Origin of the sequence: Demequina sp. TMPB413 (assembly GCF_020447105.2) — a bacterium.
Classification (GTDB): domain Bacteria; phylum Actinomycetota; class Actinomycetes; order Actinomycetales; family Demequinaceae; genus Demequina.
On record NZ_CP096184.1, the window covers coordinates 319,937 to 345,553 of the forward strand.

General features: G+C 66.4%; 26 protein-coding genes. 21 read left to right on the forward strand and 5 right to left on the reverse strand.

The genetic code is table 11. The features are described from left to right. The first annotated feature begins 59 nt into the window (after positions 1-59). From LGT36_RS01450 to LGT36_RS01475, 6 genes are all read left to right on the forward strand, one after another. Positions 60-1,079 (forward strand): LacI family DNA-binding transcriptional regulator, encoded by a 1,020-nt coding sequence (locus LGT36_RS01450; protein WP_226095348.1) that lies wholly within the window; start codon positions 60-62, stop codon positions 1,077-1,079. Between the two features lie 60 nt (positions 1,080-1,139). Next, complete coding sequence (locus tag LGT36_RS01455; RefSeq protein ID WP_226095349.1) at positions 1,140-1,514, forward strand: MmcQ/YjbR family DNA-binding protein; 375 nt, start codon at positions 1,140-1,142, stop codon at positions 1,512-1,514. A 27-nt stretch (positions 1,515-1,541) separates the two neighbouring features. Further along, the gene (gene argS / locus LGT36_RS01460; protein ID WP_226095350.1) at positions 1,542-3,215 is read left to right on the forward strand and encodes an arginine--tRNA ligase; all 1,674 of its coding nucleotides are present in this window, start codon (positions 1,542-1,544) and stop codon (positions 3,213-3,215) included. 2 nt (positions 3,216-3,217) lie between these two features. Further along, positions 3,218-4,549: a diaminopimelate decarboxylase gene (gene lysA, locus LGT36_RS01465; RefSeq protein WP_226264472.1), complete on the forward strand. Its 1,332-nt coding sequence runs from the start codon at positions 3,218-3,220 to the stop codon at positions 4,547-4,549. Positions 4,550-4,648: 99 nt separating this feature from the next. After that, positions 4,649-4,960, forward strand: a complete 312-nt coding sequence (locus tag LGT36_RS01470) for a hypothetical protein (protein WP_226094699.1) — start codon at positions 4,649-4,651, stop codon at positions 4,958-4,960. Positions 4,961-5,064: 104 nt separating this feature from the next. Then, positions 5,065-5,361: a hypothetical protein gene (locus LGT36_RS01475; protein ID WP_226094700.1), complete on the forward strand. Its 297-nt coding sequence runs from the start codon at positions 5,065-5,067 to the stop codon at positions 5,359-5,361. On the opposite strand, the gene LGT36_RS01480 is transcribed toward LGT36_RS01475, so the two are convergent. Further along, entirely contained in the window at positions 5,358-5,906 is a 549-nt protein-coding gene (locus tag LGT36_RS01480) for a hypothetical protein (protein WP_226094701.1), read from the reverse strand. The two genes, LGT36_RS01475 and LGT36_RS01480, sit on opposite strands and share 4 nt — an antisense overlap. A gap of 57 nt (positions 5,907-5,963) precedes the next feature. On the opposite strand from LGT36_RS01480, the gene LGT36_RS01485 reads away from it, so the two are divergent. After that, positions 5,964-6,725 carry an MBL fold metallo-hydrolase gene (locus LGT36_RS01485; protein WP_226094702.1) on the forward strand — a complete coding sequence of 254 codons (762 nt, stop codon included), beginning with the start codon at positions 5,964-5,966 and terminating at the stop codon, positions 6,723-6,725. Here LGT36_RS01485 and LGT36_RS01490 read toward each other — a convergent pair. After that, the gene (locus tag LGT36_RS01490) at positions 6,722-7,564 is read right to left on the reverse strand and encodes a DUF817 domain-containing protein (RefSeq protein ID WP_226264510.1); all 843 of its coding nucleotides are present in this window, start codon (positions 7,562-7,564) and stop codon (positions 6,722-6,724) included. The two genes, LGT36_RS01485 and LGT36_RS01490, sit on opposite strands and share 4 nt — an antisense overlap. A gap of 108 nt (positions 7,565-7,672) precedes the next feature. Continuing rightward, positions 7,673-8,527, reverse strand: a complete 855-nt coding sequence (locus tag LGT36_RS01495) for an NmrA family NAD(P)-binding protein (RefSeq protein ID WP_226095687.1) — start codon at positions 8,525-8,527, stop codon at positions 7,673-7,675. A 90-nt stretch (positions 8,528-8,617) separates the two neighbouring features. Between LGT36_RS01495 and LGT36_RS01500 the strand changes: the two genes are divergently transcribed. The 4 genes from LGT36_RS01500 (at position 8,618) to thrB (ending at position 12,373) form a co-directional block, all read left to right on the forward strand. Then, positions 8,618-9,016 (forward strand): helix-turn-helix domain-containing protein, encoded by a 399-nt coding sequence (locus LGT36_RS01500; RefSeq protein ID WP_226095688.1) that lies wholly within the window; start codon positions 8,618-8,620, stop codon positions 9,014-9,016. Positions 9,017-9,084: 68 nt separating this feature from the next. After that, positions 9,085-10,380 (forward strand): homoserine dehydrogenase, encoded by a 1,296-nt coding sequence (locus LGT36_RS01505; RefSeq protein ID WP_226095689.1) that lies wholly within the window; start codon positions 9,085-9,087, stop codon positions 10,378-10,380. Between the two features lie 2 nt (positions 10,381-10,382). Further along, positions 10,383-11,441, forward strand: a complete 1,059-nt coding sequence (gene thrC / locus LGT36_RS01510; RefSeq protein WP_226095690.1) for a threonine synthase — start codon at positions 10,383-10,385, stop codon at positions 11,439-11,441. A gap of 5 nt (positions 11,442-11,446) precedes the next feature. After that, the gene (thrB, locus tag LGT36_RS01515; protein WP_226095691.1) at positions 11,447-12,373 is read left to right on the forward strand and encodes a homoserine kinase; all 927 of its coding nucleotides are present in this window, start codon (positions 11,447-11,449) and stop codon (positions 12,371-12,373) included. 58 nt (positions 12,374-12,431) lie between these two features. Here thrB and LGT36_RS01520 read toward each other — a convergent pair whose 3' ends face one another. Then, on the reverse strand, positions 12,432-13,151 hold the full coding sequence (locus LGT36_RS01520) for a trimeric intracellular cation channel family protein (RefSeq protein ID WP_226095692.1): 720 nt from the start codon (positions 13,149-13,151) through the stop codon (positions 12,432-12,434). Between the two features lie 115 nt (positions 13,152-13,266). On the opposite strand from LGT36_RS01520, the gene LGT36_RS01525 reads away from it, so the two are divergent. The 4 genes from LGT36_RS01525 to rho all read left to right on the forward strand — a co-directional run bounded on the left by LGT36_RS01525 (position 13,267) and on the right by rho (position 19,625). Next, entirely contained in the window at positions 13,267-13,854 is a 588-nt protein-coding gene (locus tag LGT36_RS01525) for a TetR/AcrR family transcriptional regulator (RefSeq protein ID WP_226095693.1), read from the forward strand. A gap of 6 nt (positions 13,855-13,860) precedes the next feature. After that, complete coding sequence (locus tag LGT36_RS01530) at positions 13,861-15,594, forward strand: ABC transporter ATP-binding protein (protein WP_226095694.1); 1,734 nt, start codon at positions 13,861-13,863, stop codon at positions 15,592-15,594. Next, positions 15,591-17,444, forward strand: coding sequence for an ABC transporter ATP-binding protein (locus LGT36_RS01535; RefSeq protein WP_304515552.1), 1,854 nt, complete (start codon positions 15,591-15,593; stop codon positions 17,442-17,444). Before LGT36_RS01530 ends, LGT36_RS01535 begins: the two co-directional genes overlap by 4 nt. 222 nt (positions 17,445-17,666) lie before the next feature. Continuing rightward, a complete protein-coding gene (gene rho / locus LGT36_RS01540; RefSeq protein ID WP_256465905.1) occupies positions 17,667-19,625 on the forward strand; it encodes a transcription termination factor Rho in 1,959 nt (652 codons plus the stop codon). 177 nt (positions 19,626-19,802) lie between these two features. Here the strand turns inward: rho and LGT36_RS01545 are convergent, their stop codons facing one another. After that, positions 19,803-20,735, reverse strand: a complete 933-nt coding sequence (locus LGT36_RS01545) for an endonuclease domain-containing protein (protein WP_226094628.1) — start codon at positions 20,733-20,735, stop codon at positions 19,803-19,805. 334 nt (positions 20,736-21,069) lie between these two features. On the opposite strand from LGT36_RS01545, the gene rpmE reads away from it, so the two are divergent. From rpmE to LGT36_RS01575, 6 genes are read left to right on the forward strand one after another with little or no spacing between them, the layout of a single operon-like run. Then, positions 21,070-21,279 carry a 50S ribosomal protein L31 gene (rpmE, locus tag LGT36_RS01550; protein WP_226094496.1) on the forward strand — a complete coding sequence of 70 codons (210 nt, stop codon included), beginning with the start codon at positions 21,070-21,072 and terminating at the stop codon, positions 21,277-21,279. A gap of 21 nt (positions 21,280-21,300) precedes the next feature. Further along, positions 21,301-22,386: a peptide chain release factor 1 gene (gene prfA, locus LGT36_RS01555; RefSeq protein WP_226264509.1), complete on the forward strand. Its 1,086-nt coding sequence runs from the start codon at positions 21,301-21,303 to the stop codon at positions 22,384-22,386. Next, on the forward strand, positions 22,386-23,252 hold the full coding sequence (gene prmC / locus LGT36_RS01560) for a peptide chain release factor N(5)-glutamine methyltransferase (RefSeq protein WP_226095769.1): 867 nt from the start codon (positions 22,386-22,388) through the stop codon (positions 23,250-23,252). Before prfA ends, prmC begins: the two co-directional genes overlap by 1 nt. Before the next feature lie 39 nt (positions 23,253-23,291). Further along, a complete protein-coding gene (locus LGT36_RS01565) occupies positions 23,292-23,945 on the forward strand; it encodes an L-threonylcarbamoyladenylate synthase (protein ID WP_226095768.1) in 654 nt (217 codons plus the stop codon). Continuing rightward, positions 23,946-25,151 carry an MraY family glycosyltransferase gene (locus tag LGT36_RS01570; protein ID WP_226095767.1) on the forward strand — a complete coding sequence of 402 codons (1,206 nt, stop codon included), beginning with the start codon at positions 23,946-23,948 and terminating at the stop codon, positions 25,149-25,151. Between the two features lie 10 nt (positions 25,152-25,161). After that, positions 25,162-25,599 (forward strand): hypothetical protein, encoded by a 438-nt coding sequence (locus LGT36_RS01575; protein ID WP_226095766.1) that lies wholly within the window; start codon positions 25,162-25,164, stop codon positions 25,597-25,599. Positions 25,600-25,617: the final 18 nt, after the last annotated feature.

The following is a 25,617-nucleotide window of genomic DNA, read 5'->3' on the forward strand; positions in this document are numbered from 1 at the left end:
TCCAACACCATGCGTGAGGGATAGTCTGCTTCATCGAGGTCGGACGGAGGTGGTCGCGAGTGCAGGTCAGCGTGCGCGATGTGGCGCTACGTGCAGGCGTGTCAGTGGGCACCGTCTCCAACGTGCTGAACCGTCCTTCAAGGGTGCGGCCTGACACGATCGCAAAGGTCTCGGCTGCGATTGCGGAACTCGGCTTCGTACCCAATGCAGCTGCACGCCAATTGCGTGCGGGAAAGTCCACGTCGATAGCGCTCATCGTGCTCGACATCGGCAATCCGTTCTTCACTGACGTCGCCCTTGGCGTGGAACGCCGCGCCGCGCTTGAAGGCATGAGCGTGCTGCTGGCCAATAGCGGCGACGATGCCGAACGCGAGGGTCAACAACTCGATCTGTTCGAGCGCCAGCGCGTCGCAGGCGTACTCGTCGTGCCCGTGGGCGATGCGGAGCCGCGGCTGACGCAACTGCGGCAGCGCGGGATTCCCGTGGTGCTCGTCGACAGGCGCGCTGGAGAGTCAACACTGCCGTCCGTCGCGGTGGACGACGTTGCTGGGGGCGAAATGGCCGCTCGCCACTTGCTCGACACCGGCCGCCGCCGCCTCGCATGCGTCGGTGGCTTGGACGGCATCCGCCAGGTTGCTGACCGGCGCGCAGGCGCTGCAAAGGCTGTTGCTGACGTCGACGGAGCGACCGTCGAGGTCATCCCCAGCAATGCGTTGTCGCTCGATGCGGGAATTCAGTTGGGCGAGGGCTTGCGCGAACGGGTGGCACGTGGGGAGATCGACGGGATTCTCGCGGCCAACGACCTCGTCGCGATCGGCGTCCAACAAGGGCTTCTGGCGGGGCCGACGCAGGTGCGGATTCCTGCCGACGTGGGCTTGGTGGGCTACGACGACATCCAGTTCGCCGCAGCGGCGGTGGTGCCGATCACGTCTGTGCGACAACCGCGGGACCTGATCGGCGCTACGGCCGTCGAACTCTTGCTTGCCGAGCACGATGTGGACGGCGCGCGAGTCGAGCAGCACGTGGTCTTCACTCCCGAGCTGGTGGTCCGCGCATCGAGTAGCCCGCGCGAGGACTAGCGCGAGCCGACCAAGCGCTTGGGTGACGCCTTGTCGGACGCCGGCAGTAGCGTCGGCCGCATGGAAGCCCTCGTTCCCGCCGTCGACGACTGGATCGCCGCCGTTCTCGACAGCCTTCCTGGCGCCGCCGTCGTTCCGTACCCCGATTGGGGATCGCAAACCTTCCAAGTGGGAGGAAAGCACTTTGGGAGAGTCGGCGAGGATCCCAGCGGCAGGCGCATCGTGACGGTCAAGGGCGACGCCGACGAGAACGTTGCGTTGGCGCAGGAGTACGAGGGCGTGACGCCCGGCTACTACGCGAACAAGCGCTTGTGGATCTCGCTAGCTCTGGATGCCGACGTGCCGCGCGCGGTCGTCGAGGAGGCGCTGCGTACGGGCTACGCGATCGTGCGCGCTTCGCTCACCAAGAAGGTGCAGGCAGAGCTCGGCGGCTGAGCCTTCGCGCGCAGATAGACTCGCAGGGTGACTCCAGAAGAGCTTTCCGCAACCATCGCCGTCTGTATCGAAGAGGGCATCGCCGCCGGCGACATCGCCCTGAGCAATGAGGACGTGGTGGACGTTCGCGTCGAGCGACCCAAGGTGCGAGAGCACGGAGACTGGTCAACCAACGTGGCGATGCAACTCGCCAAGAAGGCGGGCATGAACCCTCGCGCCTTCGCAGAGCTAGTCGCGGCGAGGCTCGTCACCGTCGACGGCATCGACGCCGCCGAGGTTGCTGGCCCAGGCTTCCTCAATATTCGCCTCTCGGCTGGCGCGGCAGGCGAACTCGCGCGCTCTATCGTCCACGCGGGCGAAGACTACGGGCGAGGCGAGTCGTTCGCGGGAGTGCACGTCAACGTCGAGTTCGTCTCGGCCAACCCGACCGGCCCCATCCACCTGGGCGGCACCAGGTGGGCCGCCGTCGGCGATTCTCTGAGCCGTTTGCTGGAGTTCCACGGCGCGGAGGTGACGCGCGAGTACTACTTCAACGATCACGGCGTGCAGATTGACCGCTTCGCTCAGTCGCTCCTTGCCGCGATCCTTGGCGAGGATGCTCCAGAGGACGGATACGGCGGGGAATACATCCAAGAGATTGCGAACAGGGTGCTTCAAGACGCCATGGAGGTCGGGGAGGACGATCCCCTCGAGTTGCCAAGAGCCGAGGCGCAAGAGTTCTTCAGGTCTCGCGGTGTCCACCTCATGTTTGATCAGATCAAGGAGTCGCTGCACGACTTCGGCGTCGACTTTGACGTGTACTTCCACGAGGACTCGCTGCACAAGTCAGGCAAGGTGGAGCGAGCTCTCGAGCAGCTCAAGAAGTCCGGCTCCCTCTACGAGTCGGAGGGCGCCTGGTGGCTACGGTCCAGCGAGTTCGGTGACGAGAAGGACCGCGTGGTCATCAAGTCGGACGGGCAGGCCGCGTACATCGCCGGCGACATCGCGTACATCCGCGACAAGCACGAGCGCGGTGCTCAGTTGTGCATCTACCTCTTGGGCGCCGACCACCACGGCTACATCGCCCGCCTCAAGGCAGGCGCCGCAGCGCTTGGCTACAACCCCGACTCGGTCGAGGTCATCATCGGACAGATGGTGAACCTCGTGAAGGACGGCGCTCCCGTGCGCATGTCGAAGCGTGCTGGCACCGTTGTCACGATGGAGGACCTGGTGGACGTGGTGGGGGTCGACGCCGCCAGGTACGCGCTGACGCGCTCCAGCGCAGACGCCACTCTTGACGTTGACCTCGACCTGCTCGCCTCCGCGACCAACGCCAACCCCGTGTTCTACGTGCAATACGCTCACGCGCGCTCTGCTGGCGTGGCCCGCAACGCCGCCGAGTATGGCTTCAGCAGGGAAGAGGGCTTCGACGCTTCGCTCCTGACCCACGAGAGCGAGGCCGCACTGCTGGGCGTGCTCGGCGAGTTCCCGCGCGTCGTCGCCCAGGCCGTTGACTTCAGAGAGCAGCACAGGGTTGCCCGCTACCTCGAGCGCCTCGCCGCCGTGTTCAACCAGTGGTACGACCGCACCCGCGTCACCCCACAGGGTGACGAGCCGATCACTGATCTTCACCGCACGCGCCTGTGGCTCAATGACGCCACTGGCCAGGTGCTCCGCAACGGACTCGGGCTGCTCGGGGTCGGCGCGCCCGAGAGGATGTAGCCGTGCCTGTCTGGTCCTCAACCGTCGCGCGCACGGGAGACGGTGCGCTCACCGTGGGCGGCCTCGACGTGCGCTCGCTCGCCGCCGAGCACGGCACGCCTTTGTATGTGGTGGACGAGGCAGACTTCCGCGCGAGGGCACGTGCCTTCCGCGAGCACTTCGGTGCCGCCTTTGCCAGGCACGGCGCACAGTGCGACGTGTTCTACGCGTCGAAGGCGCTGCTGACTTCACAGATCGCAGCCTGGGTGCTCGACGAGGGCCTTGGCGTCGATGTCGCCAGCGGGGGAGAGCTTGAACTCGCGCTGCGCGGCGGAGTGCCTGGCGAGCGGATCACGTTTCACGGCAACAACAAGTCCGACGCCGAACTCACCCGCGCGCTCGAGGCGGGCGTCGGCCGCATCGTGGTGGACTCATTCACCGAGATCGAGGTGCTGGGCGCGCTCGCGGAGGCGGCGGGCGCCCTCGCTCCCGTGCTGGTGCGCGTGACGACAGGAGTGCATGCCGGCGGCCACGAGTACATCGCCACCTCGCACGAGGACCAGAAATTTGGACTGTCGCTCGCCACCGGCGCAGCATTCGAGGCGCTGCGCGCAGTTCACGCCTCGCCCCACCTCGAGTTGCGCGGCATTCACACCCACATCGGCAGCCAGATTCTGTCGATCGACTCGTTCAAGGAATCGGCCGAGCGGATGTTGCGCCTGCGCGCCGACTTCGCGGCCGAGACGGGCTACGAGATGCCCGAGGTTGACCTGGGCGGCGGCTATGCGATCGCCTACACCCCCGAGTCAGAGGCCATGGACGTCGAGAAGGCCTCCCTTGAGATCGCCGACGTCGTGGCGCAGGGCGTCGACGCCGCAGGCGGCGGCTGGCCCCACATCTCGATCGAACCCGGCCGCGCGATTGCCGGGCCCGCCGGGATGACTGTCTACACCGTCGGCGTCACCAAGGACGTGGCTCTCGACGGGGGCGGGACGCGGCACTATGTGGCCGTCGACGGCGGGATGAGCGACAACATGCGCACCATCACGTATGGAGCGGAGTACACGGCGGCGCTCGCGTCTCGCGCTTCGGATGCGCCGGCCGTGCTGTCGCGAGTGGTGGGCAAGCACTGCGAGAGCGGCGACATCGTGGTGCGCGACGTGGATTTGCCCGCCGATATCGCCCGCGGCGACCTGCTCGCCGTTCCCGCAACGGGCGCCTACGGGCGGGTCATGGCATCGAATTACAACTCGATTTTGAGGCCGGCGGTGGTGGCGGTGAGGGACGGTCAATCACGCGTGCTGATCAGGCGCGACACCCTCGAAGACCTGCTGGGCTGGGACGTCGCGCCCTAGGCCAGCGGGTCAGGGGCAGGAACATCCCCTTCTCGCCCGGCGTTTTCTGAGTGGGCGGACAATTCGCCCATTTCGGATCACCGGAAGGGAGCAACTCCCATGAATGTCCCCATCGATCACAGCAAGGACGCCTCGCCGGACCCGGTCCACGAGGCCACCGAAGCCCTCCAGCACCTCGCGGAAGAGGTGGAACGCGAGCGAGCAGAACGCGGCCGATCGGACCTGGATCAGATCCATCTCAGCGACGGCGAAGAGCTGGCGACCAGTCTGGGAGCTCCCGGCCCTGACCCCAACCACGACGCCGACGCCCCCGCGAAGGACGCGCCAGGCACGGACGGCAGGGTGGGGCTCGCCGAAGAGGGCACCGATGGGACGGTGCCAGTTCAGAACGGCATGAAGAACCCCCACTAGCGGAGAGTTTCACCTCGCCGTGGAACATGCGTGCACACCCACGTGTTCACCGAAGTAGGCGTATACCAACGCCTGCGATGGAGAAACGACAGGGAGTGATACCCATGAACGATTCCACGCGCAGCGACAAGAGCGTGAGTGAAGGAACAGAGGCGCTTCAGCAGATCGCAGAAGAGGTGGAGCGCGAGCGCGAAGAGCGCGGTGGTAGCGAGTTCGACCCACCTGCCAAGCCAGACGAGCAGTTGATGGCCGATGAGGCAGCACACTCGGCCGACAACCCTGACCTCGATGAGGACACCCGCGAGGACCACGCGACGGGCTCCGATGACACTGACGGACGGGCCGAACGTGGGGCGGAGGACATTCTGCGGATCCCACCCCATGCCAGGGGCGTAAGTTAGCGAAGCGAAGCCCACTCGGTGAGTGCGGACAAAGCGTCGGCGATCTCGGTCATGACCCTGTCATACGTGGCTTGGTCGAGGCCCCACGGGTCGTCGAGGCTGCGGAGGGGCGTTGTCTCCTGCTGCCCAGCAATGTGCAGCGCCCCTGCCGCGGTCCGCAGTCGCTCGGCGGGTGTATTGCCCTGCGGTCGCTGCGCGATCGCGCTGAGTTCAGCCGCCTGCTTCAGGCCGAACATGTGAGGTGGTCTGCTACCTACCTCCCGCTCGATCCAGCGTGCATGGGCTTCAGTGGCCACGAGCACGAGGTCCGCTTCGTGGACGAGCGCCGCAGTCAGTTGCGTGGGGCGGTGCCGGGGGAGGGTCAGCCCATGGGCGGTGGCTGAGCGCCGAATCTCCGGTGTCGCATCCATTCCGACCTCCGCCGAAATCCCTGCTGAGGAAACGTCCGCGGCCTCGGCCCACTCGCGTGCTGCGAGGTAGTGCATGGCGGGCGATCGACAGATATTGCCGGTGCAGACCATCAGGACCTTCGCTCGCGGGCTCATGTATCCAGCGTAAGCGGGCTCGAGCCGTGGGTGTCGCGCCTGTGCCAGGATCGATGCATGTCGAATGATGTCACCCTGACCCTGGTGGGCGGCCCCACCGTCCTCATGCGCTACGCAGGCCTCACCATCGTGACGGACCCCACCTTTGACCCGCCCGGCCCTCACGGGAGCGGCCTCACCAAGACGGAGGGGCCGGCGATTCCCGCCGACGCCCTTGGCGCCGTCGACCTTGCGCTCGTCTCGCACGACCACCACCCCGACAATCTGGACGACGCGGGCCTGGCTGTGGCGCGCGCGGCGACACTGGCGCTCACGACGGCCAAGGGCGGCAAGCGCGTGCAGGGGCTCGAGGGCATGAAGCCAGGTGATGAGCGCGTCGTCTCCGGCGAGACCGAGGTCACGGTGACCGCCGTCCACGCACAGCATGGGCCGCGTGCCCTCGCTTCTGTGCTGGGCCCGGTCATCGGCTTCGTCGTGCGCGCCGACGGCTGGCCCACTGTTTACTTCTCCGGCGATAACTCTTCCGTCGCGGTGGCGGGACGGATCGCTTCCGAGCACCCCGACGTGGGGGTGGCGCTGCTCTGCATGGGGTCCGCCAAGGTGACCAGCAGGGGCACGGCGCCGCTCACCCTGGATGCCGCTCGGGCCGCACGTGTGGCAGCTCTATGGCCAAGCGCGACGATCGTGCCCATTCACGTGGACGGTTGGGCTCACTTCACTCAGTTGCGTGCCGACACTGCCGCCGAACTCGAGCGGCGCGGACTTGGTGCGCGCACCGTCAATCTGGCGCCCGGCGTTGCTACCGAGGTGAGCGCCTAGTCGGCGTCAACCTCAACCGCCGGGCGTTGCCCTCTGACGCCATACAGCTCGCCCTCGAAGCGCTTGATGGTCGCCACGAGCACAAAGCTGAGAGAGACCAGAAGCGACCACGAGCCGAACTTGCCCACGTGCACCGCCTCCCAAATCTCGGACTGGTTGGGGTACTGCCACGCACCCAAGAACGTCGCGGCGTTCTCCGCGATCCACAGCGCGAAGCCGATCGCCACGAACGCGGCGGCCAGGGGCATGAAGTAGCGGTGAGTCGCCACGGTGAAATGCACCATGGTGCGACGCATCTCCACGACGAACAGCGCGGCGATGAGCCACCGCAGATCCCATATCCAGTGGTGCGTGAAGAAGTTGAGGTAGGCGGCCACCGCCAGCAGCGTGAGCGGCACCGGTCGGTAATGCGTCACGCGGAGTTCCAGCCTGCGCCATGCCTGCACGATGTACGAGCCGACAGCGGCATACATGAAGCCCGCGTAGAGCGGCACCCCTGCCACCTTCGTGAACGCCTCTTCCGGATAACTCCACGACCCTGCACGCACCTTGAAGATCTCCATGGTGAGGCCCAGCACGTGAAAGGCGCAGATCACCGCCACCTCGCGGCCTGACTCCCAGCCTGCCCACCACAGTCCCAAGGTGAGGGCCACGCCGATGATCAGGAGCGCGTCGTACCGGGGGATGGGTAGTGAGACGACGCTGGTGACGGCAATAGCGGCAAAGATCACCGCCGCGAACACGAGCGAGTGGAGTTGGAGCCAAGCGAAGCGGGTTGCGAACGTCAAGACGCGGCGGGGAGTCCACCGCTCGCGAGCAAAGACACGGCGCTCCGACACCTCCCCATTGTGGGGGCCCGTCGGGCAATCCTTCGGCGCGGCGCGCACGCGCCCGTGGGGTGAAGCCTCGTCGCAGGCCGCACCCCACGGGCAGTGAGGCGCAGGCGGCTAGTGGGTCGCCTGGGCCACCGCGGCGGCGAGCGATTCGGGCTTGCGGCCCATCAGGGTCTCGAGGTCGCCCGAGTCGGTGAAGAGCTCGCCCCTCGCGATCGACCCATCGACCCCGGCGAAGGTGCTGGCCATGCCAGCTTCCATGCCGAAGCTCTCGAAGGCGGAGGCGAGCTCTGGGACAGTCATGTCGCGGTGCTCAACCGCCGCCCCCGTGGCCGACGAGACCGCAGCCGCGAGTTCGGTAAGCGTGAAGGTGGGGCCGCCTAACTCGTAGACGGCGCCTGCCTCGGCCGCGATGAGTGCGACGGCGGCGGCGTCGGCATAGTCGGCACGGGTCGCCGCGGAGATCGGCGCGTTCTGCGTGGCGCCCAGAATGACTCCCGACGCGCTGTATTGGCCGATCTGGACCGTGTAGTTCTCGAAGTACCAGGAGTTGCGCAGGAGCGTCGTGGGAATGCTCGACTGGGCGAGCGCGGCTTCCGTCGCCACGTGCTCGCCCGCGATGGGGTTGGACGTCGTCGGCGCACCGAGAATGCTCGTGTAAGCGATGTGACTCACTCCCGCACGCTCGGCGGCCGCGATGACGGTGGCGTGCTGCTCGGCGCGCTTGCCGAACTCGTTGCTGGACACGAGCAGCAGACGGTCAACTCCGGCGAGCGCGGTGTCGAGCGAGGCTTCTTCGTCGTAGTCGCCGTGACGCACGACGACGCCCTGGGTGGCAAGGTCGGACACCTTGTCGGTGGTGCGCGCGATCGCGACGATGTCGATGGGCGCGACACCGCGGGCAATCAGGGCCTCGATGGCGAGGCGGCCAAAGCTTCCACTGGCTCCGGTCACGGCGTAGGTGGTCATGAGTCTTCCCTTCAGACGATGGATGGAACACGTTCGCTAACTATTCGTAAGTGCTTTCTATTCCGCAGTGAGGACCGGTATTCTGAGAAGGTGAACTCAGCCCAGGAGCCGACCGGCGCCCCGACGGACGCACTCGTCGCCAACGTCTTCGCGCGCGCGTGCACGTCCCGTTCTGCTCTCGAGGACGTCACCGGAAAGTGGTCTTCCCTCGCCCTCTTGGCACTCGGGGAGGGCAGTCACCGCTTCGGTGAACTGCGGCGCCAAGTGGACGGCGTGAGCGAGAAGATGCTGTCCCAGACGCTGCGCGCGCTGGAGCGAGACGGCATGGTGAATCGCACGGTGGTGAGCGCCATGCCACCTCGCGTGGACTACGAGCTCACGGACCTCGGCAGGCAGATCGCTTCGGCCCTTCGCGGTATGGCCGACGTGCTTGAGGGTGCCGTGCCGCAGATCACGGCGGCGCGCGAACGTTACGACGCGGAAGGCTAGAACCGGTCATGGCCTTCCGTGGCCTGACGGGGCCCGGCTCCGGTGCACCCCTCGGCTAGGCTGGGCCCGTGTCTGAGCCTGCGAAGCCCGTCAAGATTGCCCTGTTTGGCCCCGGAACCGTCGGTACCCAAGTGGTGCGGTTGCTGAAGGAGAACCTCGGCGATCTGGAACAACGCGTCGGCGCGCCCATCGAGATCACGGGCATCTACGTGCGCGACACGTCCGCACCTCGCGACCCGGTGATCGATCCCGCGCTGCTGACGTCCGATGCGCACGGGCTCATCGACACGGCGGACCTGGTGGTCGAACTCATGGGTGGCATCGAGCCGGCCAAGAGCTACCTTCTCGAGTCGATCGGCGCGGGCGCGGCGGTGGTGACGGCCAATAAGGCGCTCCTGGCAGCTCACGGACCCGAGCTCTTCGAGGCCGCCGATGCCGCCAACGTTGACCTCTATTTCGAAGCCGCCGTCGCCGGAGCGATCCCGATCATCCGGCCGGTGCGCGAATCGCTCGCTGGCGACCATGTGAAGCGCATCCTTGGCATCGTCAACGGCACCACCAACTACGTTCTCGACGAGATGACCACCAGGGCGCTCGACTACGACGTTGCCGTGAAGCAGGCTCAAGACCTCGGTTACGCGGAGGCAGATCCCACCGCCGACGTCGAGGGTCACGACGCTGCGGCCAAGGCCGCCATCTTGGCTTCGCTCGCTTTCCACCAGCGCGTCCACCTCAACGATGTGTACTGCGAGGGCATCTCGGCCATTACAGCGGCCGACGTTGCGGCGGCTACCGAATCGGGCCACGTGATCAAGTTGCTGGCTATCGCCGAGCGCACGGCCGACGGCGTATCGGTCAAGGTGCACCCAGCGCTCGTGCCCCTCAGTCACCCGCTTGCGGGCGTGCACGGGGCCTTCAACGCCGTGTTTGTCGAGGCAGAGGCCGCAGGCGAGCTGATGTTCTACGGCCAGGGCGCGGGAGGCACTCCCACAGCGTCGGCCGTTTTGGGAGACATCGTCTCCGCCGCACGCCACATCGCGCAGGGAGGCAGAGGGCCGCGCGAGTCTCACTACGCGGATCTCCCCGTGCTGCCCATCGAGGCCTCGTCGTCGCGGTTCCAGTTGCGCATGACAGTGCACGACGAGCCGGGTGTGCTCGCGGGCATCGCCTCGACCCTTGCACAACGCTCGGTGTCGATCGAGGCCGTGCGTCAGAAGGCCGCTGGGGCCGACACCGGCCTGGCCACCATCATCATCTCTACGCATCGGGCGCCAGAGGCAGAGGTCGCCAAGGTGCTCGAGTCGTTGAGAAGTTCAGAGGCCGTTGCGGAGATCCGTTCCGTCCTCAGAATCGAAGGGGAGTAGCAGTGGCTCACGTGTGGAGCGGCATCATCCGCGAGTATCTCGACCACCTGCCTTTCGATGAGGGCGACCGCATTGTGTCCCTTGGCGAGGGCGGCACTCCGCTGATCTATGCGGAGAAGATCTCCTCCGAGGTGGGCGCCGAGGTGCTCGTGAAGTACGAGGGCATGAACCCCACCGGATCCTTCAAGGACCGCGGCATGACCTCGGCCATCACCCAAGTGGTCAAGGACGGCGACCACACCGTCGTGTGTGCTTCGACGGGAAACACCTCCGCATCGGCGGCCGCCTACGCCGCGAACGCAGGGCTGCGCTGCGTCGTGATGATCCCGCAAGGCAAGATCGCGGCAGGCAAGATGGCGCAGGCGATCGTTCACGGCGCCGACCTAGTGCAGGTTGACGGCAACTTTGACGAGTGCCTCGACATCGTGCGAGAACTGAGCGAGAACTACCCGATCGCGCTCGTCAACTCGGTCAACCCCTACCGCCTCCAGGGCCAGAAGACGGCGGCGTTCGAGATTGTCGACCAGTTGGGTCAGGCCCCCGACATCCACATGCTTCCCGTGGGCAACGCTGGCAACATCTCGGCGTACTGGATGGGTTTCAAGGAGTACGCACAGGCAGGCCTGGCCGCGCACACGCCAAAGATCTGGGGAGTGCAAGCTGCAGGCGCCGCGCCCTTCGTGGCCGGACACCCCATCAAGGACCCTGAGACGGTCGCCACCGCGATCCGCATCGGCAAGCCTGCCTCATGGGACCTGGCGATCGCGGCCCGCGACGAGTCGGGTGGGTGGATTCGCGCCGTCACCGACGAGCAGATCCTTTCCGCTCAGGCGCGACTGGCGAACGAGGTGGGCGTCTTTGTTGAGCCTGCCTCTGCGGCTCCGATCGCAGGCTTGCTCGCGGCGGCAGCCGCGGGAGAGGTGCCCCGAGGTGCCACCATCACGTGCACCGTGACCGGCAATGGCCTCAAGGACACGGCGACCGCCCTCGGTGACCGCACCGTCGAGCCCACGGTCATCCCCGTTGACGTTGAGGCGGCGGCCTCGGCATTGGGGCTGTAGGCGCCATGCGCTACGCCGCCGACCACGTCCGCGTGAGAGTGCCAGCGACGGCAGGCAACCTTGGCCCAGGCTTCGACGCGCTGGGCATGGCTCTTGGCGTGACTGACGAGGTCGAGGTGTGGGCGCTCGGCGCTCGCACCGTCGAGATCGAGATCGAGGGCGAGGGCTCCGACAGCCTTTCGCGGGACGAGTCGCACCTGATCGTTCGCGCCATCAGAGAAGCGGCCGACGCCGTGGGAGCCTCGCACACAGGCTTGCGGATCGTTGCACGCAACTCCATCCCTCACGGCAGGGGGCTGGGGTCTTCTGCCGCGGCGGTGGTGGCGGGAATTGCAGCGATGCGCGGGCTGATCGCCGAGCCTGAGTTGCTGGGTCCAGAGCAGATGCTGCGCTTGGCTACCCAATTCGAGGGCCACCCAGACAACGCTGCGCCAGCCATCTACGGCGGGGCAACGGCCGCGTGGCAAGACGCCGATGGCGCTCACGCGGTGCCGCTCACCGTCGCACCAGGGATCGAATCCGCGGTGCTCATCCCTCAGTCGATTCTTCCCACCAAGCAGGCACGCGCCGTGTTGCCCGAGTCTGTCCCGCACGCCGACGCCGCCTTCAACGTCGGCCGCGCCGCGCTCCTGGTTGCCGCGCTCACCGGGGCACCGGAACGCCTGCTCGCGGCGACGGAGGATCGCCTTCACCAGGACTACCGCGCCACCATCCTGCCGGCGGCAGCCGCGATGGTGAGGACGCTTCGCGAGCAGGGACTTGCGGCGGTCGTGTCGGGGGCGGGTCCGTCCGTGCTGGTACTCGGCCAGAATCTGCGCGCCGCTGGTCTCGAAACGGGACCGCTGGAATGGGCAGAAGGCGTCGGCGACGACCACTGGCGTTGCGTACATACCGCGGCACCGGTGGCGGGCGTGACGGTGGATCGGCTGTAGTCCGCGACGCCCGTAGCGTGCGCTTTACTGCTCGACGGGGTCCGCGGCACGAGCTCAGCTACTCGACGGGGTCAGCGCTGGGGTTGCTGGTCCGGCGCTTGCGCGTCATCAGCCTGTTGCTCTCGCGTCGCTTGACCCTGAGGTCGTAGGCGCGCTTGCGCGGCTGCGGGACGGTCATGTGGAAGAGGGGCCCCGTGAGCCGCACGAGCACGGTCGCGACGACGGCGATGCCAGTGGAGATCAGAGGTCGCGTCCCCGTGTAGAGCAACGCGTAGGCGGCGGCTCCAGCCATGCCTGCCACGGCGTTCGGCGGTCCCACGTACATGATCGAGGACGGCCTTCCCTGCAGGACGTCGGACAGGATGAGGCCACCAACGGAGGCGATGGTGCCGATGATGATGGCGGGTAGCAGGTCGAGGTCAGCGATAAGCGCCGCGTTCGTACCGACGCAGGCGAACAGGCCGATGACGATCGTGTCGATGGGCCACAGCACTGGCCCGAGTTTGCGCAAGTAGTACAGGAACAGCATGCCGAGCCCGGCCGCCCCAGCGGCGACCGCGAGGTACGAGGGGTCGCGGAAGGCCGCTGGTGGAAGGTTGCCCAGTAGCAGGTCGCGTACGAGCCCACCGCCAAAGCCCATGGCGGCGGCGAGCGTGAACACACCGACGAGGTCGGTGTGTTCTTCCTCGCCTGCGCGCAGCGCTCCGCCAAGTGCGCCAAAGAACACCGCGAGCAGGTTGATGGCGAGCGGCAGTTCGAGGACGTCGGGAAGTGGCACGTGCCAAGGGTAGGCCCGCTGGGCGTCGTCGCGCGCAGCCACGGAGCGGGGGAGTCCAAGGGCCGTCCACGCCCACGAGTTGCGGAGTGAGTGCTCACTCACTTACGATGGCCCGGTGAATCCTTCGACGCCCAGCCGCGCGCCCCGCATGTCCATTGAGGACCGGAGGGAGTCGATCCTCGACGCCGTCGTTCCCCTGTTGCTGCGCCACGGAGGCGACGTCACGACCAAGGACATCGCCGACGCTGCAGGCATCGCCGAGGGCACGATTTTCAGGGCGTTTACGGACAAGGACGAACTGATACACGAGGCCGTCGCGCGCTTCATGGACCCAGAGCCGACGTTCTGCGCGCTCGAACAGATCGACCCCTCGCTGCCCCTTGAGGTCAAGGTGAAAGCTGTCGTCGAGATCTTCAGGGAGCGATTCACCGACGTGGTGGGAATTGTGTCGGCACTTGGCCACCGCAAACCACCCCACGAGCACCGTCACGACGCGCGCTTGGAGGAGCGGGCCAGCGCCGTCTTCACTGTGTTGTTCGCACCCGACAGCGAGCGTTTGCGCGTGGAACGCTCCCTCGCCGTCTTCTTCATCAGGTTGCTCGCCTTCGGCTCGTCCATGCCGATGTTCACCGCCGATCGCGAGGTGAACACCGACGAACTCGTCGATTTCATCCTGCGCGGCATCGTCAAGGAAGGTCGCTAAACCCCCATGCTCTGGAAGCTTCTCGTGAGATCAGTGGCGCCCTATAAGGGCCTGCTGTGGGCAGTGCTTGCCTTCCAACTCGCGCAATCGGTCGCGAACCTGTACCTGCCAGGCCTCAACGCCGACATCATCGATAACGGCGTGGCGACAGGAGACACCGGCTACATCTGGCGCGTCGGCACGGTCATGCTCGGCCTGTCGTTCCTGCAGGCTGGCTGCGCCATCACCGGTGTGTACTTTGGCGCAAAACTCGCCATGCGCGTCGGCCGCGACGTGCGCTCCCAAGTGTTTGCTCGCGTCGGCACCTTCTCGGAGAACGAGGTGCAGCACTTTGGTGCGCCGTCGCTCATCACCCGCTCCACCAACGACGTGCAACAAGTACAAATGCTCGTCCTCATGAGCGCCACCTTGCTGGTGAGCGCACCGTTCATGGCGATCGGCGGGGTGATCATGGCGCTTCACCAAGACATCGGCTTGGCGTGGATCATGGTCGTGACGGTGCCGGTGCTGCTCGTGGGGATCATCGCGATCATCACGCGCATGGTGCCTCACTTCCAGAGGATGCAAAGACGCATCGACCAGGTCAACAAGGTGCTGCGCGAGCAGCTGACCGGCGTGCGCGTCGTCAGGGCCTTCGTGAGGGAACCGGAAGAGACGGCGCGATTCGCCAAGGCGAATGCCGACGTCACCGAATCGGCCCTGCTCGCGGGGCGCCTCATGGCCCTCATGTTCCCGTTCGTCATGGTGATCATGAACCTTGGCTCGGTCGCGGTGCTGTGGCTTGGCGCCAGCAGGGTCGAATCCGGTGAGACGGGCGTCGGCGCGCTGTTCGCGTTTCTGACGTACCTCATTCAGATTCTGATGTCGATCATGATGGCGACTTTCCTCTTCGTGCTGGTGCCACGCGCGTCGGTCTCTGCGGACCGCATCGGCGAGGTGCTCGAGACGGAATCCACCGTGGTGCCGCCCGTGAACCCCGTCTTTGACATGCCGACCCCGGGCACCGTGGAACTGCGCGGTGTGTCTTTCGCCTACCCGGGTGCGGAACAACCGGTGCTCGCGGATATCTCTTTCACCGCCACTCCCGGAACCACCACGGCCATCATCGGGTCGACGGGAGCGGGCAAGACGACGCTACTGAACCTCATCCCTCGGCTGTACGACGCGACGGGAGGGCACGTGCTCGTGGGCGGGGTCGATGTCAGGGAGCTCGACATGGACACGTTGTGGTCCTCCATCGGGCTGGTCCCACAGAAGCCCTACCTTTTCGCGGGTACTGTCGCCTCCACGTTGCGGTACGGCAAGGCCGACGCTACCGAGGAGGAACTCTGGGAGGCGCTCACGGTCGCCCAGGCGCGCGGATTCGTCGAGGCGATGCCCGCAGGGTTAGACACCCCCGTCTCTCAAGGTGGAACCACCGTGTCGGGCGGCCAGCGGCAACGGTTGTCTATCGCGAGGGCCCTCGTGCGGTCGCCACAGATACTCCTCTTTGATGACTCGTTCTCCGCGCTCGACACGGCGACCGACGCTCGGTTGAGGGCCGCGCTGCGCAAGGCGGTGGCCGACGCGACCGTCATCGTGGTCGCGCAGAGGGTCTCCTCCATCATGGACGCCGACCAGATCTTGGTGATGGAAGACGGCCGCGTGATCGACAGCGGCACGCATGCCGAGTTGCTCAAGGCGTCCGCGACCTACCAAGAGATCGTCTCAACCCAGTTGCGCGCGGAGGAGGCGGCATGAGCGGCGAAGAGAAGCCGGAAGCACGCCCTGCCGGCAGGCCGGCGCACGGCCCTGGCGGAGGAATGGCGGGGATGCCCGTCGAGAAGGCTCAAGACTTCCGCGGCTCGATCAAGCGACTCACCTCTCTGCTGAGGCCAGAGGCAGCTGTGGTGGCCGCCGTGCTCGTCATCGGCACCCTCGCTGTGGCCCTCGCGGTGGTGGGCCCCAAGATTCTGGGCGAGGCGACCACCGTCATCTTCACTGGTTTCCTTACCGGCGACGGCATCGACTTTGCGCGCTTGCACCGCATCCTGATGGCCGTGGCCGTGCTCTACATCGCGTCCTCACTGCTGGCCTATCTGCAGGGCTACATTCTCAATGGCGCCACCCAGCGGACCGTGTACCGCTTGCGCGAGCGCGTGGAGACCAAGATCAACCGCCTGCCGCTGAACTACTTCGACCGTCACCAGCGCGGTGAGCTCCTCAGCCGCGTCACGAACGACATCGATAACGTGTCGCAAACCTTGCAGCAGACACTGAGTCAGTTGTTCAACTCGGTATTGACCGTCATCGGCGTCTTGGTCATGATGCTCACGATCGACTGGCAACTCGCGCTCGTGGCCATCGTGTCGATCCCGCTGACCGTCGGCATCGTCGGCGCGGTAGCCAAGCGCTCGCAGCCAAAGTTCATCGCCCAGTGGAAGCACACCGGCGAACTCAACGGCCAGATCGAAGAGGGCTATACGGGCCACGCGCTCGTGAAGGTCTTCGGGCGTCAGCGCGAGGTGGAAGCGACGTTCGCCGAGAAGAACGAGGAGTTGTACGAGGCGAGTTTCGGCGCTCAGTTCATCTCCGGCATCATCATGCCGTCGGCTATGTTCGTCGGGAACCTCGTGTACGTCGGTATAGCCGTCGTCGGCGGCCTGAAGGTAGCGAGTGGCAACTTGGCGCTCGGCGACGTCCAGGCGTTCATCCAATACTCGCGGCAGTTCCAGCAGCCACTCAGCCAACTCGGATCGATGGCGAACCTGCTGCAGTCTGGCGTGGCAAGCGCCGAGCGCGTCTTTGAATTGCTCGATGCGGAGGACCAGAGGCCGGACGTGGCCGAGCCGGTCACTCCCGCCGAGTTCCACGGGCAGTTGGAGTTCGAGGACGTGTCCTTCCGCTACAAGGAGGACGAGCCGCTGATCGAGGACCTGTCGCTGACCGTAGAGCCTGGCAAGACCGTCGCCATTGTGGGGCCGACGGGGGCCGGCAAGACCACGCTCGTCAACCTGGTGATGCGGTTCTACGAACTCGACGGAGGGCGCATCCTGCTCGACGGCGTGGACACCGCACACATGACACGCGACGACTTGCGCTCCCGCACAGGCATGGTGTTGCAGGACGCCTGGCTGTTTGGCGGCACCATCAGGGACAACATCGCGTATGGGCGGCCGAGCGCCACCGAGGAAGAGATCCTCGACGCTGCGCGCATGGCGTACGTCGACCGCTTTGTCCACTCATTGCCTGAGGGCTACGACACCGTCATCGACGACGATTCCGGCACGCTTTCGGCAGGGGAGCGGCAGCTCATCACGATTGCGAGGGCGTTCGTGGCGAGGCCAAGCGTGCTCATCCTCGACGAAGCGACCAGCTCTGTGGACACCCGCACCGAGTTGCTGGTGCAGCACGCGATGGAGAAACTGCGCAAGGACCGCACGAGCTTTGTCATCGCCCACCGCTTGTCGACCATTCGCGACGCAGACGTCATCTTGGTGATGGAGCACGGCGCCATTGTCGAGCAGGGCACCCACGCAGAACTGCTCGCTGCGGAAGGCGCCTACGCGAGGCTCTACGACGCGCAGTTCGCGGCCCCGATCGACACGTGACGGCCAGGCCCTGCCGGCCCTAGCGTCGGCGGGGCTCGAGGTCTTTGCGCAGGTGACAGGGCCGGTGCTACGCTTGAGGCGCTCCCCGGACGGACCCAAGTGCCCCGGCGAGCGACATTCCACGTCAAGCGCGTCTGTACGACGACGTTTCCGCACTATGGCGCGCACGTGGGCAACTCGCACCTCTGGAGCCACCGTGGCTCGTGCGAGGAAAGGAACCCAGTGACAGACACAAGCGTGGCCGGCAACACCAGCGCGGCCCTTACCGCTATGAAACTTCCTCAGCTTCAGGCCCTTGCTTCCGAGCTCGGCGTGGCCGGCGTGAGCAAGATGAAAAAGAGCGACCTCGTCGCCGCCATCAGCAACGGAGGCGTCGCGCCTGCCCGTTCCGAGCGCACGCCAAGGCGTAGCAGCAAGGCGGACGACGCGTCGGCGCAGCAGGCCGATGACTCGCAGGCTCAGCTCACGGGCGAGTCGCCCCGGCCAGTCGAAGACGCGCCGCAGCAGCCAGCGAACCGATCCCGCCGGGCGCAGAGCCCTTCGCGGACGGTGGAGAGCAACGGCAGCAATGACGAGCGTTCGGGTGAGCAGCGCGGCTCCGAAACTGCCGCCGAGTCGGACGAGGCGGCCGAGCGCGCCAGGCGTGCGAAGGAAGCCGTTGCCATTGCAGCGACGGGTGAGTCAGCGAGCGACGGCGGCGATCGGGGCCAAGGAGGCAACGACCGTGGCCAGCGTAACAGCCGCGGCCGTACGCAGAGCGGTGACCGCAACCAGAGTGGTGACCGCAACCAGAGTGGCGACCGCAACCAGAACGGCGACCGCAACCAGGGTGGCGACCGTAACCAGGGTGGCGACCGTAACCAGGGGAGCGACCGCAACCAGGGCGGCGCAGACAACTCGACGCAAGACGACGACGATCGCTCCGGCCGCAGGCGCAGGGGGCGTGGCCGCAGCCGCGGCCGCGGCCGCGAGAACCAGCCAGGCGGCAACGCCCCCATGGAGGCGTTTGACGAGGACGACGTCAGGGACGACGAGGAGTTGACCCCAGTGGGCGGCATCCTTGACGTCCTCGACAACTATGGGTTCATCCGCACCACCGGCTACCTGCCAGGCAAGACCGACGTGTACGTCTCGATGAACCAAGTGCGCAAGTACGGCATGCGCAAGGGCGACGCCGTGACCGGTGCCGCGCGCCTGCCGCGCGCCGGCGAGCGTGGCCAACGCCAGAAGTTCAATGCGCTCGCTCGCATCGACACCGTCAACGGCATGACAGTCGAAGACGCCAAGGCTCGCCCGTCCTTCGGGGACTTGACCCCGCTGTACCCGCAGGCGCGCCTGCACCTTGAGACCGATTCGCGCAACCTCACCAATAGGGTGATCGACTTGGTCGCGCCCATCGGTAAGGGCCAGCGCGGACTCATTGTCTCCCCGCCCAAGGCGGGCAAGACCCTGGTGTTGCAGTCGATCGCGAATGCGATCTCGGTCAATAACCCTGAGGTTCACCTCATGGTGGTGCTCGTTGACGAGCGGCCCGAAGAGGTCACTGACATGCAGCGCACCGTCAAGGGCGAGGTCATCGCCTCGACCTTCGACCGCCCGGCAGACGACCACACCACGATCGCGGAACTCGCGATCGAGCGGGCCAAGCGCCTGGTCGAAATGGGCCAAGACGTCGTCGTCCTGCTCGACTCGATCACCCGCCTGGGCCGCGCCTACAACCTGGCCGCCCCAGCGTCGGGCCGGATCCTTTCAGGTGGCGTCGACTCCTCGGCCCTGTACCCGCCCAAGCGCTTCTTCGGGGCCGCTCGCAACATTGAGCACGGCGGCTCGCTCACCATCCTCGCGACCGCGCTCGTGGAGACGGGCTCCAAGATGGATGAGGTCATCTTCGAGGAGTTCAAGGGCACCGGCAACATGGAGCTCAAGCTCTCTCGCCAGTTGGCCGACCGCCGCATCTTCCCCGCCGTGGACGTCAATGCCTCCGGCACGCGCCGCGAAGAGATCCTCATCAGCCCCGAGGAACTCAAGGTGAACTGGAAGCTGCGCCGCGTCCTCACGGGGCTCGAGCAGCAGCAAGCGATCGAGCTGCTGCTTGGACGCCTCAAGGAGAACAAGACCAACGCAGAGTTCCTCATGACGGTCGCCAAGACCACCCCGGGTGGACCGGAAGACAAAGAGTAGTCCCGCGCTCGCGACGAGGGCCTGACGCCGTGGTTGGCGTCGGGCCCTCGTGCATTCCGGGCGCGTGGTGTGGCGCCACGCGGTCAGCCCCCCGCTGGCTGACCGCTCGCCCCCCGCGGCTGACCGCCCGCCCCCGCTGGTGGGACATGAGTGCAGGATTTTCAGGGAAAGCTGCACTTATGTCCCTGCAGGACGCGCGAGTTGTGCCGAAACGGCGCTTAGCAGGCGCTCGCGGCACCAACCGGGCCGAGCAGTCACGTCGCTCCACCCGAACCTGATCACCAGGTACCCCGCTGCGGCGAGTTCGGTCTGGCGCTCACGGTCCTCATCTCGCGCCTGACGGGTCGAGTGATAGCGGTCGCCGTCGAACTCCACTGCCACCATGGCGCGGCGGTGGAGCATGTCAGCCACCACTCGGCGCGACCCGAGCCGCAGGTCAACTTGCCACTCGAACTCTCGAAAGCGATCGTCGGCAAACACTTCGTGCTTCGCACGGACCTCGAGCGGGGTGGTCGCGCCCTCCGCAAACCTACTGAGTACGCGCTGGAGGTCACGGCGTCCCGCGACGCGCGGTGCCCGCTCGAGTTCGCGCTGTAGCTGTCGCCAGGTGCACACCCGGGCCCAAAGCGCCTCGTACAGCAGGTTGATCCGCTCGTCCGGTAGGGCGAAACGCCACGCGTCCAGCAAGGCCATAGCGGGCTCCGTGCACTGAACTCCGCGCGGGCTGCTCGAGAAGCGCACAGGCGCACCCTGGCGGCATCGAACCCACGACGTCGCATGGGGCCTAAAGCCGCTGGTCACCCTGAGGTCGGCGGCACTCGGGGCCTGAAGTTCGCTGGCGTACAGATGCAGCGCGAGTGCGCCGGTCACCAGCCCCGCCGGGTGCCACAAGTTGAGCGACTCCGCGCGCACTAGGGGATTGCCACGATGCTCAGTCGAGCAGTACACCGCAGGCAGGATCCGTGTGACAGTGCCAGCCTCGACGGCGCGCTCGAGAGCTGTGCGGGTCCATCGACTGAGCAGGTCGGCTCTGGTGAATGCGTGCTGATTTGAGGATAGGAAGCGAGTCAGAGGCTGGTCGAGATGCGTGAGGCCGGCAATGGTGCGCATCTGACGAGCCAAGCGGCTCCTGCGCTGACGCGGAAGCCTGGTACGCGATCTGTGGACAACGCAGCGTGCCAATGGGACTTGAGTGCAAGAAATGGCGCCGATTATGCACTCATTTCCCGCTAGCGCGGTGGAAGGGGCGCGACGAGAGGGGTGCGGTGGCGCCGGGCGCCGACGGCGGGTGGGGTGCAGTGGGACGGGCGCGGCGGGCGCGCCGCAGCCGTCCGGAACACGGTGTAGCCGATTCAGGTTCAGTTCTGGCACAATAGAGGGCTGGCTGGCCGGTTCACCGTCGCAAAGTATGCACACGGACCCGGCAGCACCTTAAAGGGAGATCATGAAGAAGGACATCCACCCCGAGTACGTGACCACCACTGTCACGTGCACCTGCGGCAACGAGTTTGAGACCCGCAGCACCGTCACCTCCGGCAAGATCAGCGTCGAGGTCTGCTCGGCTTGCCACCCGTTCTACACGGGCAAGCAGAAGATCATGGACACCGGAGGACGCGTCGCACGCTTCCAGAAGCGCTACGGCAACAAGGACTAAGCGACCGGGCGTCGCGACAACGTGGCAGAAGCATTCGCAGCCGTTCAGCCTTTGCTGGACGAGTACGACGAGATCGAGCATCAGCTCTCCGACCCCGCGGTTCACGCCGACGGGGGACGGGCGCGTACCCTCGGACGTCGCTTTGCTGAGTTAGGACGCGTTGTCGCGGCGCACCACGCGTGGGAGGCCGCGCAAGATGACCTCGCAGCTGCGAGGGATATGGCGGACTCGGATCCCGAGTTCGCCGCGGAGATCCCCGCGCTCGAGGCCGCGGCTGAAGAGGCCACGGAGACGCTGCGCCGCATCCTGATTCCGCGGGACCCCGACGACGCTCGCGACGTCATCGTCGAGATCAAGTCGGGAGAGGGCGGCGAGGAGTCTGCCCTGTTCGCCGGCGACCTGCTCAAGATGTATCTGAAGTACGCAGAGACCAAGGGCTGGAAGGCCGAGGTGCTCGAGGCGACGCCCACTGACATGGGCGGTTTCAAGGACATCTCGGTCGCGATCAAGTCAAAGGGCAACCCCGAGCCTCAAGACGGTGTCTGGGCGCATCTCAAGTACGAAGGCGGAGTGCACCGCGTGCAGCGCGTCCCCGCCACCGAGTCTCAAGGCCGCATCCACACGTCCGCCGCTGGCGTGCTGGTCTACCCGGAGGTCGAAGAGGTCTCCGAGGTCGAGATCGACATGAACGACGTGCGCGTCGATGTGTTCCGCTCGTCAGGACCTGGCGGTCAGTCCGTCAACACGACCGACTCCGCCGTGCGCCTCACGCACGTCCCCACGGGAATCGTGGTGAGCTGCCAAAACGAGAAGAGCCAGCTCCAGAACAAGGAGTCGGCCTTGCGGATCCTGCGGGCGCGTCTCTTGGCCGCCCAAAAGGAGGCCGCCGACGCCGAGGCGCACGACATTCGCAAGTCTCAAGTGCGCACGGTGGACCGTTCAGAGCGCATTCGCACCTATAACTACCCAGAGAACCGCATCGCTGATCACCGCACGGGCTACAAGGCGTACAACCTTGACCACGTGCTCGCAGGTGAACTCGGCCCCGTCGTTCAGTCGGCGATTGACGCCGACGAGGCGGCTCGGCTCGACGCATACGAGTCCTGATGGCGCGGCTGGGGGACCAGGTCAGGGCCGCCTCGCGCGCCCTCGCCGACGCCGGGGTTGCGTCTCCCTCGCACGACGCTCGCGAGTTGGCTGCCTTTGTCTTGGGCGAGCCGCGGTATCCCGTTCTTGAGCCCGACGCTCTTCCTGAGGGCTTCGACGCCGAGTTCGCCGACGTGGTGGCAAGGCGAGCGGCGAGGGAGCCCTTGCAACACATCGTCGGCTACACCGTGTTTCGCCACGTGACGCTCACGGTCGACCCTGCCGTGTTCGTGCCGCGACCCGAGACAGAGGTGGTCGCGGGCGTGGCGATCGACGAGGCGCTACTGCTCACCGGCGCCGGACGCGCGGCCCTCGTGGTTGACCTGTGTTCTGGCTCTGGCGCCATTGCCGCGTCGCTCGACGTCGAGGCCCCTGACGCTACAGTCGTCGCCGTCGATGCGAGCCAGGACGCGGTGCGTATGACGCGCTCAAATCGCGCCACCGTCGGCGCGATAGGCGGGAGGACGGAACTCGGCGATGTGGGCGATTCCTCGTTGCTCGCCGACCTCAACGGAACCATCGACATCGTCGTGTCCAACCCGCCGTACATCCCCCCGGGCGCGATCCCTCGCGACCCAGAGGTCCGCGAACACGACCCCCAACTCGCCCTCTTCGGAGGCGGCGAGGATGGGCTTGAGATTCCACGCGCCGTCATCGCCGCCGCCGCGCGCCTGCTGAGGCCTGGCGGCCTGTTCGTCATGGAGCACGCCGACGTGCAGGGCGAGAGTGCTCGCGAGGCGGCGGAGGCGACGGGTGTCTTCACCGCCATCGAGACCCGCCAGGACCTGACGGGCAAGGACCGCATGCTGGTGGCGCGGCGGCGCTGAAAAGTCTCCGCAGCGTCGGCGTCATGCCACACTGGGGGCGTGATTCTGCCCTGCTTCGACCCCGCAACCTGGGGTCCGTCGCTTGACGCCGCCGTCCACGCCTTGTCGCGGGGAGAGGTGGTCGTGTTGCCCACCGACACGGTGTACGGAGTGGGGGCCGACGCCTTTCAGCCTCAAGCGGTCGCGAGGGTCCTCGCGGCGAAGGGCCGCGACCGGCAGATGCCCCCGCCGGTGTTGATCCCGTCCGTCCGCACCGTCGACGGCCTCGCGCACGACGTCTCGGCGCCCGCGCGCGCGCTCATGGATGCGTGTTGGCCAGGCCCTCTCACTGTCATCGTCCTTGCGCAGCCAAGCCTCGCTTGGGATCTCGGCGAGACCCGCGGCACCGTCGCGCTCAGGATCCCTGACCACGCGGCCGCTCTCGCGCTACTTGCACGGACCGGCCCGCTTGCCGTGACCAGCGCCAACCGCACCGGGCAGCCGGCGGCCACCACAGCGGACGACGCGAAGGAGCAGTTGGGCGACGCCGTGTCCGTCTACCTCGACGCGGGAGACAGTCCTTTGGGCGTCGCCTCGACCATCGTCGACGCCACCGGCCCGGTCCTCAAGGTGGTGCGCGAAGGCGGAGTGAGCTGGGACCGACTCGTCGAGATTGTGGGCGTCAAGGCCTTCGACGAGGAGACAAGCGCCTAGATGAAGGTCTACCTGACGCTCCTGGTCGTCTCCGCTCTCGTGACGTACGTGGCGACGCCAGCCATGCGACATCTCGCGATCCGACTGGGCGCTGTCACCGCGGTGCGAGCGCGCGATGTCCACCTGGTGCCCACCGCGCGGCTCGGCGGAGTCGCGATTTACCTGGGGCTTGCGGCAGGTCTGTTGTTGGCCTCGACCATTCCCTTCCTCTCCGGAGTATTCGCCGCGTCAAACAGTGCGTGGGCCGTGATGGCCGGTGCCGGTCTGGTGTGCGCCGTCGGCGTCGTCGACGACGTGTGGGACCTCGACTGGATGGCGAAGCTCGCCGGGCAGATCCTCGCGGCCCTGCTGATGGCGTGGGGAGGCGTCCAACTTGTCGCGCTGCCCATCGGCGGCCGCACGATCGGCGACAGCTACCTCTCGCTCATCGCCACCGTCGTCATCGTGGTGGTCGCGATCAACGCGGTGAACTTTGTCGATGGCCTTGATGGCCTTGCCGCAGGGCTGGTCGCGATCGGCGGCATGGCCTTCATGGTGTACACCTACGCGCTTGCTCGCGACGCCTCGCCAGGCGACTACTCCTCGCTCGCGACGGTGCTCGCCGCCGTGATGGTGGGAGCGTGCCTTGGCTTCCTGCCTCACAACGTGCATCCCGCCAGAATCTTCATGGGCGACTCAGGGTCGATGGTGCTCGGCCTCGCCTTTGCTGCCGCCGCGATCACGGTGACGGGGCAGATCGACCCGCAGGTGGTGAGCCAGCGCGCAACAATTCCCGCTTTCTTGCCGATGCTGTTGCCGCTCGCCGTCGTCGCGATCCCGCTGTTGGACATGGGACTGGCGTTCCTCAGAAGGCTTGGCAAGGGCAAGTCGCCCTTTCAGCCTGACGCTCATCACCTTCACCACCGTCTCCTGAAGTTCGGTCACTCGCACCGGTGGGCCGTCGCGGTGCTGTGGCTATGGACCTTTGTGGTCTCCTTCTCCGCCGCGTCCGTTGTGTTGGTGCGGCTGAGATACGCCGCGTTGATGGCGGTACTGGGATTGATCGTTGCCGCGGGCATCACGTTCTCGCCAGGGTTGCGCCGATGCTTTGGGCGGTTGTGGCGCGGCATGGGGGTAGCTGCGGGGCCAGCCCGCAGGCTTACGCCTGAGGGCCGCGAGACGCTGCAGGGCTCACCTGGCTCCCACGACTCACCTGACTCACCGTAGGAGACGAATCATGACATCTGACAACGGCGACGCCGAGGCGCGCACCTATCGCTGGGCGTTGACGGCGACCGGCATCTCGCTCGCCGTGCTTGCGGCGATCAGCGTGGCGGCGGGGGCAGTGTGGCGCGGTCCAGACGGCGTGTGGGCGGCCGTTGCGGGGGTAGTTGTCGCGGCAGTGTCCGGCCTGGTCACTCAGGGTGCGATGCTCGTCGCCTACCGCCGTGACCCCAACGTTTTTGCCAGCATCGTCGCTGGCGCATGGCTGGCCAAGATGTTCGCGATCGTGATCGGGGTTGTCGCCCTTGGTCGCGTGGACGCGATCGATCGCCAGATGTTTGGAATAGTGGTCTTGGTGGGCGTGACTACCACCCTTGCTATCGACCTCATCGCCGTAAAAAGGGGACGAGTGTCCTATTCAGGATCGAGTTCGAACCGTGACGACTCATAGGTTAGGCTTGCGTCCAGT